This window comes from Pedobacter aquatilis (assembly GCF_032678425.1).
GTDB classification, from domain to species: Bacteria; Bacteroidota; Bacteroidia; order Sphingobacteriales; family Sphingobacteriaceae; genus Pedobacter; species Pedobacter aquatilis_B.
In genome coordinates, this window is sequence record NZ_JAVTSG010000002.1 from 159,159 (window position 1) to 174,335 (window position 15,177).

Consider the following 15,177-nt stretch of genomic DNA (forward strand, 5'->3'; position numbering starts at 1 on the left):
AAAAGAATTCCTTTGACAAGCTCAGGAAGACATTTTTTTTATTCTATGCAGTTTTAATCGCCTTCATTGCAGTCATCGCTTTGCGTAAAGTAGCGCCAATTTGTTCTACTTCGTGCGAGCGAATCGCTTCATTTACATCGATTAATTTTCTGTTATCTACAGCACCATCTTTGCCCTCGTTAAAGTTTTTACCAACTAAATCAGTATCTACTTTTTTCATGAAATCAGCTAATAACGGTTTGCAAGCTTGGTCGAATAAATAACAACCGTACTCAGCCGTATCAGAAATCACACGGTTCATTTCAAATAATTTTTTACGGGCAATGGTGTTTGCGATAAGTGGAGTTTCGTGTAACGACTCATAGTAAGCAGATTCTGGTTTGATTCCAGCTTGTACCATTGTTTCGAAAGCCAATTCAACACCTGCACGAACGAAAGCAACCATTAAAGTGTAGTTGTCGAAATATTCTTGCTCACCGATTTTAACATCGCCAGCTGGCGTTTTTTCAAAAGCAGTTTCACCAGTTTCAGCTCTCCAAGCTAATAGGTTTTTATCGCCAGCAGCCCAATCTTCCATCATAATACGGCTGAATTCTCCACTCATAATATCATCCTGGTGTTTTTGGAATAATGGTCGCATAATATCTTTTAGTTCTTCCGAAATTTCAAAAGCTTTAACTTTAGCAACATTGCTTAAACGGTCCATCATTGCCGTAATACCACCTTGCTTTAAGGCTTCGGTAATTACCTCAACGCCATATTGAACCAGTTTAGATGCATAACCTGCGTCGATTCCTTTTTCTACCATTTTATCGAAAGATAGGATAGAACCTGTTTGCAATAAACCACAAAGAATGGTTTGCTCGCCCATTAAATCAGATTTTACCTCAGCTACGAAAGATGATTTTAAAACACCAGCCCTGTGTCCACCAGTACCAACTGCATATGCTTTAGCCTGTGCTAAACCTTTACCTTGAGGGTCGTTTTCTGGGTGTACAGCAATTAAAGTAGGTACACCGAAACCACGAACGTACTCTGCTCTAACTTCGCTACCTGGGCATTTAGGTGCAACCATAATTACCGTTAAATCTTTACGGATTTGCATACCTTCTTCCACAATATTGAAACCGTGCGAGTAAGATAATGTTGCTCCATCTTTCATTAAAGGCATAATAGCATTCACAACTGCAGTGTGTTGTTTATCAGGCGTAAGGTTAATTACCACATCAGCAGTAGGAATTAATTCTTCGTAAGTACCAACTTTGAAGTTGTTTTCAGTTGCATTTTTCCACGAATCTCTTTTGCCTTCAATAGCCTCCTTACGCAACGTGTAGCTTACATCTAAACCACTATCTCTTAAATTTAAACCTTGGTTTAAGCCTTGTGCGCCGCAACCTACAATTACCAGTTTTTTGCCTTTTAAAGCGCTAACGCCATCTAAAAATTCATTGCTGTCCATGAAATCGCAAACACCAAGCTGGTTTAATTTTTCTCTAAGAGGTAATGTGTTAAAATAATTTGACATCGTTTTTATTGGTTAATTTCTATTTATTTATCGGTTCAATTATCAAGATTAAATGTTCTTCTTCTCTTGATGGTTAATATTTTCTTTTATTTGAAAAACAAGTTTCTATGCTTTTCGGTTATTTCAGTCCCGCTTTTCGTTGCAATCTTTTTAAACTTCTGTCACCAGTTCCATTTCCGTCATTGCGAGGAGGAACGACGTGGCAATCTTTTAAGTTAAGCCATTAAAAAAGTATTTTCACTTCAATCAGGTTTATAAAACTTCCGTTCGGTGTTTCAAACCATCACCTGTTCCATCCCTAAACAAGCTTTCTCAACGCTAAGGCATATCCAAAATGTAGGTTGTCATGGCCTATGGTTGTAGTTAAAACTTCTTCAATAGTATTTAACTGAACACCATAAGTTACAGTAGAGTAAGGTGTGATATTTGCAAATACGCCATGCTCATAATCCTCTTCAATTTTTTTGATGCTGCCCAAAGCAATACTTTTCAATTCAGCTACTTCTTCTGCAGACACAATGTAAGTCGGTTTAGTATCTTTCTTGTAACTATCTACAAATTTCACCGAACTTGCATCTTCCAAAATACCAGTTCTAACATAGCAAAGCGTTTGCGTGCTCACTACTATATGGCCGAAATTCCAAATAATGTTGTTGTTAAAACCATCAGGAATTTTATTCAGCTGTTCGATAGTTAAACCATCAATTAACTGAATAAATGCTTTTCTCGAGTTTATTATAAATTCAAATGCTTGCTTCATTATTTTTATTTTTCCGTCATTGCGAGGCTGGGTTGTGCGAGCCGAAGCAATCTTTCTTTTTTTTTGTGCTTCGACAAGCTCAGCATGACAATTTGCTTTAGTCTTTCAGCTTTTATCTTTTGGCTTTCAGCCTGCTTACATCGTAAATATCTTCTCGCCTTTATCTAAAAACTCATTTTCAACAAGTTCTTCTCCAGGTTCAAAGGCTTCAAATTCTTTTAATTTTTCGTGGAAACCGGCACTATCCTTAATAATTGCAACTCTAGCCGAACGCACAAATTCGATTAATTCGTAAGGTTCTAGAGCTTTTACTAAAGCGTCAGTCTCTTCTCTATGACCAGTTACAGCAAAAACCGTATAATCTTTTCTAATAACAACAGCACTTGCGCCATATTGTCTAAGCAATCTTTCTACAGTTACCTTCTCCGCAATTTCATCTGTAGAAACTTTGTATAAAGCCAACTCCTGCCATATAATTTCTTCGTTAGTATTGAAATAAACCTTCAAAACTTCAATTTGCTTTTCAATCTGACGAGCTAATTTTCTAACTACTTCATAGCTCTCTGTAATCACAATATTAAAGCGGTGAATCCCGTCAATTTCAGACGGAGAAGTATTTAAACTCTCGATGTTGATTTTTCTTTTAGAGAAGATAATCGCGATCCTGTTTAATAAACCGATACGATTTTCTGCATAAACCGTGATGGTGTATTCCTGCTTACCTTCAAAATCAGCTTTCGTTATTTTATGTTCTAATGTATTTTCAGTACTCATGTTTTTTGGATTAAGGATGAAAGAACAAAGAATAAAGACGTTTCAATCATTGCTCCTTGCTCATTTATCTTTGTTCTTAATTACTTCAATCTAATCTCACTTACGCTCATTCCTTGCGGAACCATTGGGAAAACGTTATTTTCTCTTCCAACCATTACCTCCAATAAGTAAGAACCGTCATGGTTAATCATGGTTTCCAAAGCGGTTTTCAAGTTTGCACGTTCATCAACTTTGTTGGCTTCAATGTAGTATGCTTTCGCCAAAGCCACAAAATCAGGACTGGTAATGTTCACCGAGGAATAACGCTTATCGTTAAATAATTCCTGCCATTGGCGAACCATTCCTAAGAAACGGTTGTTCAAAATCAAGATTTTAACAGCTGCACCAAATTGCATAATGGTTCCTAATTCTTGTGGTGTCATTTGGAAACCACCATCGCCAATAATGGCAATCACTGTTTTATCAGGCGCACCATATTTAGCACCGATTGCTGCGGGTAAACCAAAACCCATTGTGCCTAAACCACCAGAAGTGATATTACTTCGGGTATTATTAAATTTCGCATATCGGCAAGCTACCATTTGGTGCTGACCAACATCAGTAACGATAACCGCTTCGCCACCGCAAATTTCATTAATGTTCCGTAATACTTCGCCCATTGTAATTTCTTCACCAGTTGGGTAAAGTTCTGATGTAATTACTTGGTCTATTTCTTGTTGATTATATTCTTTGAATTTAGCAACCCAATCATCGTGTTTTTTGGCTTCAACCAAGTTGGTTAATAGCGGCAAGGTTTCTTTACAATCGCCCCAAACGCCAACTTCTGTTTTAACGTTTTTGTCAATTTCAGCAGGGTCAATATCTAAATGGATAACCTTTGCTTGCTTAGCGTATTTATCCAATCGGCCAGTTACTCGGTCATCAAAACGCATCCCGATAGCGATTAAAACATCGCATTCGTTAGTTAAAACATTCGGTCCATAATTGCCATGCATACCTAACATACCAACATTTAGAGGGTGATCAGTAGGAATTGCACCTTCTCCCATAATTGTCCAAGCGGCTGGAATACCACTTTTCTCAATGAAAGCCTTAAATTCTTCTTCAGCTGTTCCCAAAACAACACCTTGTCCGAATAATACAAATGGTTTTTTTGCTGAATTAATTAATGTAGCAGCTTGCTCAATATACTCAACCCTAACTTTTGGCTTCGGGCGGTAAGAACGGATATGATTACACTTTACATATTCGGGAAATTCCTCGATTTGTAATTGTGCATTTTTCGTAATATCAATTAAAACAGGGCCTGGTCTGCCGCTTTTAGCTATGTAAAAAGCTTTAGCTAAAACTTCTGGGATTTCTTTCGCATCAGTTACCTGATAATTCCATTTGGTAACCGGAGTTGTAATATTAATTACGTCCGTTTCCTGGAAAGCATCCGTTCCTAATAAATGGGCGAAAACCTGACCTGTAATACAAACTAAAGGTGTACTATCGATTTGTGCATCAGCTAAACCTGTTACCAAGTTGGTTGCACCTGGTCCACTGGTTGCAAAACAAACCCCTACTTTACCGCTAGTTCTTGCAAAACCTTGAGCCGCATGAATCCCACCTTGTTCATGACGAACTAAAATGTGTTGCAACTTATCGGTGTAATCATATAATGCATCGTAAATTGGCATAATAGCTCCACCGGGATAACCGAAAATCGTAGTTACGCCTTCTTCAATTAATCCATTTAAAAGAACCTGTGAACCTGTTCCTTTAAATAATTTCTTTGAGGTTTCTGCTTTTGCCTCCGTCTGTATTTCTTGTGCAGTTTCCATAATTATATTTTTACGGTTGTATTATTCTTTAATCTTAAAGCCTATTCGCTCCCTATCTTTCCACTTGAGTTGAGCAATTTTCTCGTCTAGCAAATTATCCATTGCATCATACAATTCATTTAGTTGAACATCGTGTTCTCCTAGTCGCTCTTTTATCTCTAATAATTGCTCACTAATGTTAGCTTGTTTAGATAAGAATTTTCTTACATCAACAAAAGCCCTCATAATGGCAATGTTCATATTTATTGCCTTTTCGCTTCGTAGCACGCCACTTAACATCGCTACCCCTTGTTCTGTGAAAGCGTAGGGTAGATTGCCACGGTGTTTTTGAGAACCGGTCACAATTTGTGACCGGTTCATCAGCACAATTTGTGAGGATGAACTAGTTTCACTTGAGGTTTCAATTTGAAACCTCAAGTTGTCCCATTCTTCTTTTGCGAGTTGAAACATAAAATCTTCTGGAAAACGTTCTGTATTTCGTTTTACTGCTTGATTCAATACTTTCGTTTCAACCTCATAAAGTGCTGCTAAATCGAAATCCAACATTACTCTTTCACCCCGAATTTCATAAATTCTACTTTGAATACTTTTAATGATTTGCATAGTAATTCATTTTAATATTTAATTCTTAGTCGGGATGACTAGTATATAAGGTTTGCATCCACAAACCTCAGCTAAATTCTAATACTCATCAGTTACGCAACCACTGGCTGCATCTGAAACGGTTTTAGCATATTTATATAAAACCCCTTTAGTTACTTTTAATGCTGGTTGTATATATTTTTTTCTTCGCTCTGCGATAACATCTTCGCTTACTTGCAATTCTATAATATTATTTACAGCATCAATTAAAATTGGGTCTTCATCTTCTACTAAGCCGATTAAACCACCTTTGTATGATTCTGGCGTGATGTGACCAACTACGAAACCATGAGTTCCACCAGAGAAACGACCATCGGTAATTAAAGCCACCGATTTACCCAAACCAGCACCAATAATTGCTGAAGTTGGTTTTAACATTTCGGGCATACCTGGCGCACCAACCGGACCAGAATTTTTAATCACAATTACATCGCCTGGTTTTACACGACCGCTTGAAATACCTGCAATTAAATCATGTTCACCATCAAATACACGAGCCGGTCCTTCAAATTTTTCACCTTCTTTACCAGAGATTTTTGCAACTGAGCCTTTTTCGGCTAAGTTTCCGTAAAGAATTTGTAAGTGACCTGTTGCTTTAATCGGCTCGCTTAATTTTTGGATGATTTTCTGATCGTAGTCCATGATAGATTTTACATCAGCTAAGTTTTCAGCCATTGTTTTGCCAGTGACAGTTAAACAATCGCCATGTAGTAAACCTTCGTTTAATAAGAATTTTAATACCGCAGGAATTCCTCCATATTGGTGTAAATCTTGCATTAAATATTTACCACTCGGTTTGAAATCGGCTAAAACAGGGGTAACATCGCTCATGCGTTGGAAATCATCTTGCGTAATTTCTACACCGATTGCTTTACCCATCGCGATAAAATGCAACACCGCATTTGTACTTCCACCTAAAATGATAATAGAACGAATGGCATTTTCGAATGCCTTTCTCGTCATAATATCAGACGGTTTTATATCTTTTTCTAATAAAACTTTGATGTATTTACCCGCATCCAAACATTCTTGTTTTTTTTCAGTACTTACCGCTGGATTTGAAGATGAGTAAGGTAAACTCATGCCCAAAGCCTCAATTGCCGAAGCCATGGTATTTGCTGTGTACATACCACCACAAGCACCGGCGCCTGGGCAAGTATGTTTGATAATGCCCTGATAATCCTCGTCAGATAAATTACCACAGATTTTTTGTCCTAAAGCTTCGAAAGCTGAAACGATATTTAATTCTTCTCCTTTGTAATGACCAGGAGCAATAGTGCCACCGTAAACCATAATTGACGGGCGGTCTAAACGAGCCATAGCCATAATTGCACCCGGCATATTTTTATCACAACCTGGAATAGAAATAATGCCATCGTAATACTGACCACCGCAAATGGTTTCGATGCTATCCGCAATTACATCACGGCTTACTAAAGAATAACGCATACCATCGGTACCATTACTCATGCCATCGCTTACACCAATGGTATTAAAAATCAAGCCCACTAAATCATTTTTCCAAACACCTGCTTTAACATCTTTTGCAAGATCGTTAAGGTGCATATTGCAGGTATTGCCATCGTAACCCATACTTGCAATACCGACTTGCGCTTTGGCCATATCAGCATCGGTTAAACCGATTCCATAAAGCATTGCTTGCGCCGCGGGCTGCGTTGGGTCTTGTGTAAATGTTTTACTGTACTTGTTTAATTCGCTCATTGTTAAAATATATTGTGGTTCTGTTAGTTGTTCTATTTCGAGGTAAAATACCTCCTTATTTTTTTACTGCGATTACAATCCCTGTTGCCCAAACTTGTTTGGTTAAATGCAAATCTTTTCGAGATTCTAAATCTGCAATTAACTTAATGGCTTTTTCCTGATGGCCATCAGGCCAATTTGGTTGTGGTAACATATCATCGATTATGTACAGTCCGCCTGGATTTAGCATCTCAATTGCTTCATCTAAAAGCAAATATTTTCCGTGCCATGTATCAGCAAAAATATAATCAAATTTTTTTTCTCTGTTATTTTCTAGCCATTCGCCGCCATCTGATAAAACTAAATCTAGACGTTTGTCATCTCCTAAAAATGTTTTCGCGATATTTAAAAACTGCTCATCATTATCTACCGAAATCAGGGTCGAATTTTCATCAATCCCATCTAAAATCCACGAAGTTGATAGACCAGTTCCCGTGCCTAACTCTAAAAAGCGACCATAAGGTTTTGATGCTGCGAGTGTTTTTAATAATGAACAGGTCAAAACATCTGAAGCCATATTAAACCCCGATGCTTTAGTTGCATCATCGATTTGCTGGTATGCTTTTGGAAATGTTTGATTGATATCCTGATTCATTGTTTTTATAATCTTATCTTGATACTCGATACTAAATACTTGATACTAAATAATTACTTCGTAATTCACTTTCTCAAGCACTAAGTTTTTATAAGCACGTTGTATGGTATAACCTAGTGATTCTCTCCATAGCGAACGAAAAACAATATCATCGATTGAAGCAATGCCCGCAATTTCTGTAGCTGTTCCGCATAAGAAAGCAGAATCTGCCTGGCGTAAATCTTCAACAGTTAATTTTTTCTCGATGCATTCAATATCTAAAACTGCACAAAGCTCTTTAACTGTTGCTCTAGTAATGCCTGGTAAAATATTTCCTAAAGATGGCGTGTAAAGTTTGCCGTCTTTCTCTAAGAAAATGTTTGCACCTGAAGCTTCAGCTATAAAACCATGCATATCTAAAAGCAAGGCTTCATCATAACCCTTAATATTTGCTGCGGTTGTTGCTAAGATTGAGTTTACATAATTTCCGCTCAATTTTGCCTCCATTGGCGTTGATTTCGGATTTGGTCTTTCGTAATCTGAAATGGTTAATTTCAATAATTTATTGCCAGAATATGCATCCCAATTCCATGCGCAAATTAAAATTGAAACACCACTCGGTTCATTCAATTTCATGTTTGGATGGCAAAAAACTAAAGGGCGGATATATGCATCCTTTAACTTATTTAAGGTAAGAAGCTTATAAGTCTCTTTAATTAATTCCTGCTTATCCCATGGAAAAGGAATATTTGCCAGCTGGCAAGAACGCTCTAAACGGTCGAAATGGGCAGCTGCTTTAAAGATTCGGTTGCCATTATGGGTTTTGTAGGCTCTAATACCCTCGAATGCTGCATAGCCATAATGTAGCGATTGCCCATAAAGGTCGGTACTGCTATCTACAGCCTTTTCAAACTTTCCATCAAGGTAAATAATTGTATTAGAGTTATAGTATTGCATAATACCGATGTTTTGTTATTTAAAAAAAGCGTCCTGTTTTTGTCAGGACGCTTTAAGTATATTTAGTTTATATCTTTTAAAAGCAGTCCGTTTTCTTTCCTAGTAAAATGTTTAGGAGTAGCAGGTTAATAATAATGACAGGTAACAACACAACGTTGCCAGATGCAATTGCAGTAGCGTTGTTTAAAAATGTGTTGCCTTGATTAGTCATTATTTCCTTATTCTTTATAAATACCAATTTAGTTTTTGGTTCAGAAATATGCAAGGGAAATCAAAAAAAAATGAAATAAGAATAATATTTTGATTTTAATTTATAAATCAGAATTTTATTCTTCCTGATGGTGTGTTTAGTGATTTTATGCTGATAGCTGTAGACCGAATATCAAAACGGTATATGGTATGTTTGTTATGCTTGCATTGTAAATTTATATTTTTTCTTCCTAAAATGAAGTGAACCGTTTAAAAATTTGAAAATTTTCATGCTTAGTTTAAAATAAAATTTAAGCTGAGAAATGGCTTTATTTCTTAATATCTGGATATTTATAATGCATCATTTTCATGCCATAGAGCCATCTATCTTTAATGTTTAATAGATTTCCTTCAAATTCAAAACCTGAGAATAATTTAGAAAGTGTAGTTTCTCGTCTTATTGATTTTTGAAGTTTTTTAAGTGATAATTCTCCCAGTCTTTGGTAGTAAGGGTCGATGATATTTTGCTCTCTTAATAAGAGACGTCCATCCCAGACTTCAGCATCTAATCCTTTTAAAGGTGCGTGTTCAAAAAGGGATTTTAAATCCTTCCAAATATCATCAAAAATAATTGCGTTGCCTGTAATTACAAATGTTTCAATTTCCTTATTTGAGTTTCCTGCAGCAAGTGCAATAGGATTAAGGAGGTTTTTAAGTTTCGATGTGGTTTCTCTTGCTGCCGCTGGCCATCTGGTTTGAAAACCTAAAGAATCTGTTTTTTCTTCAAACCATTTATAGAAATCGCAACGCTGATAAATATCCTGATATTCTAAATAGCCATTTGTTTTTTTTAAGTTGATTTTATTAGCTTGATTCCAAGTCTCTGAATTTTTTTCTCTATCGTCTTTTAGCCAATTGCCATCATTTCCGTTGAGCTTCCGCTCAGGATAAGTTTTACGGTAGTCATTAAAGGTTAAAAACTCTTTTGCATTCACTCTTATGGAAAGAAGAATAAGCAAAAAAACACATAACTTTTTTGAGTTAACCATCTTATTAAAGTGTACTTTAATAAGATACGATTAAAACGAACGGTTGGGTTGCTAATTGGGAAATAAAAAAAGCCTTTCCGAAATAATCGAAAAGGCTCTGAATAAATTATGATTCAGCTGCAACTATTCTTCTTCTTTAGAAAGCACTCTTGATGCAACTTTCCCAACGGTCAATCCCTGAACGATAATTGAGAACACTACTACAAAATAAGTAGCCGCAATTAAAGTTGGTTTATACGGACCTTCATCCATCGATAAGGCTAATGCAATAGAAACACCACCTCGCAAACCTCCCCAAACCAATACCTTAATTGTGCCATTGCTGAATTTATTTTTGAATGGAATAAGTAATACAGGAATGTATATCGATAAAAATCTGGAGAATAATACAATAACGATACTTGCTGTTCCAATTATCCAGTAAGATGTTATGTTTTGGATGATTAATAATTCAAAGCCAATAAAGAGGAATAAAACAGCATTTAAGATTTCATCTATCAGTTCCCAGAATTTGTTTAAGTAATCCTTTGTTGTTGCCGACATTGCTGTTCGCTTTCCATAATTACCAATAACTATACCTGCTGCAACCATGGTTAAAGGTCCGGATATATGCATAGAGTGCGCAATAAGATAGCCACCCATTACAACCGAAAGTGTAATTAATACGGAGACTTTATAATCATCAATTTTTCGCATTGCGTTAGATGCGCCTAAACCTAAAAGCGCACCAAGGATGAATCCACCTAAAGCTTCTTTAATTAGTAACCATGAGATATTTAAGAATGAGATTTCGACCTCGCTACTTTGCGTTAGCTGAAGAATTACGGCAAAAACCACAACAGCAACACCATCATTAAATAGCGATTCTCCCGCAACTTTAGTTTCTAAAGATTTTTTCACTTTGGCTTCTTTCAGCACGCCCATTACGGCAATTGGGTCGGTAGGGGATATTAAGGAACCAAAAAGTAAGCAATAAATAAAAGGAATATGAACGCCTAGTATAGGTCCTAAATAAAATAAAATTCCACCGACAGCAAAGGTTGATATGACAACACTTACGGTTGAGAATATAATAACTGGTCCTCTTTGTTCTTTTAAATCAATTAAATTGATATGTATCGCTCCAGCAAATAACAGGAAGTTAAGCATGGCGCCCATAAGCACTTCTGTAAAATCTACATCAGAAAGTAAAGTAGAAAAATGATTGAAAGCTTTGGGAAATAAATTGCCGGTAATAACTAAGATAATAGAGGCGAGCATGGCAATAATCATGATGCCAATTGTTGATGGTAGTTTTAAGTAGCGTAAATTGAGATAGGCAAAAAATGATGCAATAACAATAAGCACCGAAAACGAATAGTATAATTCCATTTAAAAAATTTAGTATAAAAAATTATGCTTTGCAGCTATCCCGGTAATATAATTAATTCAATTTTTTTACAAGAATACAATATCTATGGTATTGGGAATTTTTACTCAAAAAGGAGTTTAAAATGAAATTTGTTTAACGAAATGAAAAAAGCCTTTCCGAAATTAATCGAAAAGGCTTTTTAAATTGCAATTCCTAATTAGGAAAGCTTAACGAATGTCGATTAAGCGATACCTTCTGCTAAAACAACAATCTTATTATTTAAGGCTTCAACAACTCCACCTTTAATAAAGAAACGTTGTTCGTCGTTTTGGTTTGCTTTTATAATAACTTCTCCATCCTCTAAAGTTGAGATAATAGCAGCGTGGTCTTTCAAAATTTGAAAAGAGCCTGAAGTTCCTGGAACGGTAACCGCTGTTACTTCGCCTTCGTAAACTTTTTTATCTGGAGTTAATATTTCTAAGTTCATTTTTTTTGATTTGAGTATCAAGTAGCTAGTATCAAGTATCAAGAGGGTAATGGTGGTCTTGATACCCGATACTCAAATCTCGATACTAGTTCGCTTCTGCTAATAATTTTTTACCTTTTTCAATAGCATCTTCAATGCTACCAACTAAGTTAAATGCAGCTTCTGGATATTCATCAACTTCACCATCCATAATCATGTTGAAACCTTTGATGGTATCTTTAATGTCAACCAATACACCTTTTAAGCCTGTAAACTGCTCAGCTACGTGGAAAGGCTGTGATAAGAAACGTTGAACACGACGAGCTCTTGATACAACTAATTTATCTTCCTCAGATAATTCGTCCATACCTAAAATCGCGATGATATCTTGTAATTCTTTATAACGTTGTAAAGTTTCTTTAACACGTTGTGCAGTGTTATAGTGCTCATCGCCTAAAACAGCAGGAGAAAGGATACGAGAAGTAGAATCTAATGGATCTACTGCTGGATAAATACCTAACTCAGCAATTTTACGAGAAAGTACTGTAGTTGCATCTAAGTGGGCGAAAGTTGTAGCCGGAGCCGGGTCAGTTAAATCATCTGCAGGTACATATACCGCTTGTACAGATGTGATTGAACCACGTTTAGTTGAAGTAATACGCTCTTGCATTAAACCCATCTCAGTTGCCAATGTTGGTTGGTAACCTACCGCTGATGGCATACGACCTAATAAAGCCGATACCTCAGAACCTGCCTGAGTAAAACGGAAGATGTTATCAACGAAGAAAAGGATGTCTTTTCCAGCGCCTTCGCCATCACCATCACGGAAATATTCTGCAACTGTTAATCCTGATAATGCTACACGAGCACGTGCACCAGGAGGCTCGTTCATTTGACCGAAAACCAATGTTGCTTTAGATTCTTTTAATTTTTCAGTATCAACTGATTTTAAATCCCATCCACCTTTTTCCATTGAGTGTAAGAAATCATCACCATAGTTGATTACGCCTGATTCGATAAACTCACGTAATAAATCGTTACCCTCACGAGTACGCTCACCAACACCTGCGAATACTGATAAACCAGCATAAGCTTTTGCGATGTTGTTAACCAACTCCATAATTAATACCGTTTTACCTACACCAGCACCACCGAACAAACCAATTTTACCACCTTTAGCATAAGGCTCTAATAAATCGATTACTTTAATACCTGTAAAAAGTACTTCAGTTTCTGTTGATAAATCTTCGAACTTAGGAGGAGTTGCGTGAATCGGACGACCGTCTACTTTATCTACCGCTGTGATACCATCGATAGCATCGCCAACTACGTTAAATAAACGACCTTTAATTTGGTCACCAACTGGCATTTTAATCGCTGAACCAGTATCAACTACTTTCATTCCACGAACTAAACCATCAGTAGAGTCCATTGAAATTGCACGTACACGGTCTTCACCTAAGTGCTGTTGAACTTCTAAAACAATTTTTTGTCCATTTTCTTTTGTTATCTCTAACGCATCGAAAATTTTAGGTAGATGGGCATCATCAGCAAAGCTAACGTCAACCACTGGGCCGATAATTTGTGCTATTTTTCCTAAGTTAGGCATATCTGTTGTGAGTAAATTTATTATAGTCAATGAATTAAAGCTGTTTGTAAGGGCTTCAATTCGGTTGGCAAAGTTAAGTTATTATTAGCGAATTTTAAATATATATTACAAATTTTTCTTAGACGATTTTAATAGGTATTTTAGAGGCATAAATTCATCAAATGAAAACCGTTTTAACTACAGGTAGTAATGGCCTTTTGGGACAGAAAATAACTGAAAAGGTATTGGCAGAAGGCAGAGTAAAACTTATTGCTACATCAAAGGGCGCAAATCGTTACCCAACTTCAATTGGTTATGATTACGCTGAAATGGATATTCTGGATACTGCCCAAGTAAGAGCGGTAATTGAAAAGTATAAGCCCGATGTGATTATTCACACGGCTGCAATGACGAATGTGGATACTGGAGAAGCAAATAAGGAACTCTGTCACCAATTAAATGTAGATGCAACTCAAAATTTGGTATCACTTTGTGAGGAATTGAATATTCATTTTATACATTTAAGTACCGATTTTATATTTGATGGGGCAGACGGGCCTTATCAGGAAGATGATGCACCAAATCCGCTGAGTTATTACGGCGAAACCAAACTTTTAGCCGAGCTTGCGGTTAAAGAATCAAAAGCCAATTGGACAATTTTACGTACCATATTGGTTTATGGCATTACCAATGATATGAGCAGAAGCAACATTGTACTTTGGGCAAAAGGTGCATTAGAAAAAGGCCAACCGATTAATGTGGTAAACGACCAATGGAGAATGCCTACTTTAGCTGAAGATTTAGCTGAAGCTTGTTTACTGGCGGTTGAGAAGAAAGCTCAAGGTGTTTATCATGTATCGGGCAAAGATTACATGAGTATTGCCGATTTAGTGCGAAAAGTTGCCGATTATTGGTCGCTCGATAAATCGATTCTATCTGAAATCAGTTCTGAAAGTTTGAATCAATCTGCAAAAAGGCCAGTTAAAACAGGTTTTGTGTTGGATAAAACAGTTAAAGATTTAGATTATAAACCACATAGCTTTGAAGAAGGATTGAAGATTGTTGATGAGCAGATGAAAAGTAGAAAGTAGAAAGTAGAAAGTAGAAAGTAGAAAGTGAAACTGGACCAACAAGATAGCACTTCTCTTTTGAAACTTTGCACAGCAATTCACCAATTACAACACTTAACCATTTTAACAATTCAAACAATTAACCAATAACAACAATATATGTCACTACAAATTGGCGATAACGCCCCAGATTTTAAATTATACAGTTCTGATTTAACAGAAGTTTCTTTAGCAGCCTTTAAAGGCAAAAAAGTTATCATTCACTTTTTTCCGATGGCTTTTACAGGAACTTGCACAGAGCAATTATGCACGATGAGAGATAACTTTAGCTATTATGAAGGCGTAAATGCACAAGTTTTAGGTATCTCTGTAGATTCTCCTTTCTCTTTAGCTAAATTCAAGGAAGTTCAGAATTATCAGTTTCCTTTATTGTCAGATTTTAACAAAGAAGTATCTGAAGCTTATGGTTCATTATACCCTGAATTTGTATTCGGATTAAAGGGAGTATCGAAAAGGGCTGCTTTTGTTATCGATGAAGAAGGAAAAATTGCTTACGCAGAAGTTTTGGAAGATGCGAAGGAATTGCCTGATTTTAAAGCGATTGATGATGCAGTGAAAGCATAACGCTTTTTAGAGGTTAAGATT

14 protein-coding genes are annotated in these 15,177 nt (G+C 36.4%); 2 read left to right on the top strand and 12 right to left on the bottom strand.

Annotation, left to right across the window (positions count from 1 at the left end; translation table 11 throughout):
- Positions 1-43 precede the first annotated feature (43 nt).
- From ilvC to atpD, 12 genes are all read right to left on the bottom strand, one after another.
- Complete coding sequence (gene ilvC, locus R2Q16_RS06655; RefSeq protein WP_316735975.1) at positions 44-1,525, bottom strand: ketol-acid reductoisomerase; 1,482 nt, start codon at positions 1,523-1,525, stop codon at positions 44-46.
- Between the two features lie 298 nt (positions 1,526-1,823).
- Positions 1,824-2,285, bottom strand: coding sequence for a DinB family protein (locus R2Q16_RS06660; protein WP_316735976.1), 462 nt, complete (start codon positions 2,283-2,285; stop codon positions 1,824-1,826).
- A gap of 135 nt (positions 2,286-2,420) precedes the next feature.
- Positions 2,421-3,059 (bottom strand): acetolactate synthase small subunit, encoded by a 639-nt coding sequence (ilvN, locus tag R2Q16_RS06665; RefSeq protein ID WP_316735977.1) that lies wholly within the window; start codon positions 3,057-3,059, stop codon positions 2,421-2,423.
- 80 nt (positions 3,060-3,139) lie between these two features.
- On the bottom strand, positions 3,140-4,885 hold the full coding sequence (ilvB, locus tag R2Q16_RS06670) for a biosynthetic-type acetolactate synthase large subunit (RefSeq protein WP_316735978.1): 1,746 nt from the start codon (positions 4,883-4,885) through the stop codon (positions 3,140-3,142).
- 21 nt (positions 4,886-4,906) lie between these two features.
- Complete coding sequence (locus R2Q16_RS06675; protein WP_316735979.1) at positions 4,907-5,488, bottom strand: ORF6N domain-containing protein; 582 nt, start codon at positions 5,486-5,488, stop codon at positions 4,907-4,909.
- Between the two features lie 78 nt (positions 5,489-5,566).
- Positions 5,567-7,249, bottom strand: coding sequence for a dihydroxy-acid dehydratase (gene ilvD, locus R2Q16_RS06680; RefSeq protein ID WP_316735982.1), 1,683 nt, complete (start codon positions 7,247-7,249; stop codon positions 5,567-5,569).
- Positions 7,250-7,304: 55 nt separating this feature from the next.
- The gene (locus tag R2Q16_RS06685; protein ID WP_316736767.1) at positions 7,305-7,913 is read right to left on the bottom strand and encodes an O-methyltransferase; all 609 of its coding nucleotides are present in this window, start codon (positions 7,911-7,913) and stop codon (positions 7,305-7,307) included.
- 15 nt (positions 7,914-7,928) lie between these two features.
- Positions 7,929-8,819, bottom strand: coding sequence for a branched-chain-amino-acid transaminase (gene ilvE, locus R2Q16_RS06690; RefSeq protein WP_316735983.1), 891 nt, complete (start codon positions 8,817-8,819; stop codon positions 7,929-7,931).
- A 518-nt stretch (positions 8,820-9,337) separates the two neighbouring features.
- Positions 9,338-10,027, bottom strand: coding sequence for a hypothetical protein (locus tag R2Q16_RS06695; RefSeq protein WP_316735984.1), 690 nt, complete (start codon positions 10,025-10,027; stop codon positions 9,338-9,340).
- A 153-nt stretch (positions 10,028-10,180) separates the two neighbouring features.
- Positions 10,181-11,428, bottom strand: a complete 1,248-nt coding sequence (locus R2Q16_RS06700; RefSeq protein ID WP_316735986.1) for a sodium:proton antiporter — start codon at positions 11,426-11,428, stop codon at positions 10,181-10,183.
- Positions 11,429-11,649: 221 nt separating this feature from the next.
- The gene (gene atpC / locus R2Q16_RS06705) at positions 11,650-11,895 is read right to left on the bottom strand and encodes an ATP synthase F1 subunit epsilon (protein WP_316735987.1); all 246 of its coding nucleotides are present in this window, start codon (positions 11,893-11,895) and stop codon (positions 11,650-11,652) included.
- Between the two features lie 85 nt (positions 11,896-11,980).
- A complete protein-coding gene (gene atpD / locus R2Q16_RS06710) occupies positions 11,981-13,483 on the bottom strand; it encodes a F0F1 ATP synthase subunit beta (protein ID WP_316735988.1) in 1,503 nt (500 codons plus the stop codon).
- A gap of 161 nt (positions 13,484-13,644) precedes the next feature.
- On the opposite strand from atpD, the gene R2Q16_RS06715 reads away from it, so the two are divergent.
- Both R2Q16_RS06715 and R2Q16_RS06720 read left to right on the top strand, forming a co-directional pair.
- Positions 13,645-14,553, top strand: a complete 909-nt coding sequence (locus tag R2Q16_RS06715; protein ID WP_316735989.1) for an NAD(P)-dependent oxidoreductase — start codon at positions 13,645-13,647, stop codon at positions 14,551-14,553.
- Between the two features lie 138 nt (positions 14,554-14,691).
- Positions 14,692-15,156: a peroxiredoxin gene (locus R2Q16_RS06720; protein ID WP_316735990.1), complete on the top strand. Its 465-nt coding sequence runs from the start codon at positions 14,692-14,694 to the stop codon at positions 15,154-15,156.
- Positions 15,157-15,177 lie beyond the last annotated feature (21 nt).

Excerpts from the sequence above, each read along its gene's own strand:
- atpC (WP_316735987.1), bottom strand. The coding sequence starts at position 11,895 with ATGAACTTAGAAATATTAACTCCAGATAAAAAAGTTTACGAAGGCGAA.
- atpD (WP_316735988.1), bottom strand. The coding sequence starts at position 13,483 with ATGCCTAACTTAGGAAAAATAGCACAAATTATCGGCCCAGTGGTTGAC.
- R2Q16_RS06700 (WP_316735986.1), bottom strand. The coding sequence starts at position 11,428 with ATGGAATTATACTATTCGTTTTCGGTGCTTATTGTTATTGCATCATTT.
- ilvN (WP_316735977.1), bottom strand. The coding sequence starts at position 3,059 with ATGAGTACTGAAAATACATTAGAACATAAAATAACGAAAGCTGATTTT.
- R2Q16_RS06715 (WP_316735989.1), top strand. The coding sequence starts at position 13,645 with ATGAAAACCGTTTTAACTACAGGTAGTAATGGCCTTTTGGGACAGAAA.
- ilvB (WP_316735978.1), bottom strand. The coding sequence starts at position 4,885 with ATGGAAACTGCACAAGAAATACAGACGGAGGCAAAAGCAGAAACCTCA.
- R2Q16_RS06660 (WP_316735976.1), bottom strand. The coding sequence starts at position 2,285 with ATGAAGCAAGCATTTGAATTTATAATAAACTCGAGAAAAGCATTTATT.
- ilvD (WP_316735982.1), bottom strand. The coding sequence starts at position 7,249 with ATGAGCGAATTAAACAAGTACAGTAAAACATTTACACAAGACCCAACG.
- R2Q16_RS06675 (WP_316735979.1), bottom strand. The coding sequence starts at position 5,488 with ATGCAAATCATTAAAAGTATTCAAAGTAGAATTTATGAAATTCGGGGT.
- R2Q16_RS06720 (WP_316735990.1), top strand. The coding sequence starts at position 14,692 with ATGTCACTACAAATTGGCGATAACGCCCCAGATTTTAAATTATACAGT.
- ilvE (WP_316735983.1), bottom strand. The coding sequence starts at position 8,819 with ATGCAATACTATAACTCTAATACAATTATTTACCTTGATGGAAAGTTT.
- ilvC (WP_316735975.1), bottom strand. The coding sequence starts at position 1,525 with ATGTCAAATTATTTTAACACATTACCTCTTAGAGAAAAATTAAACCAG.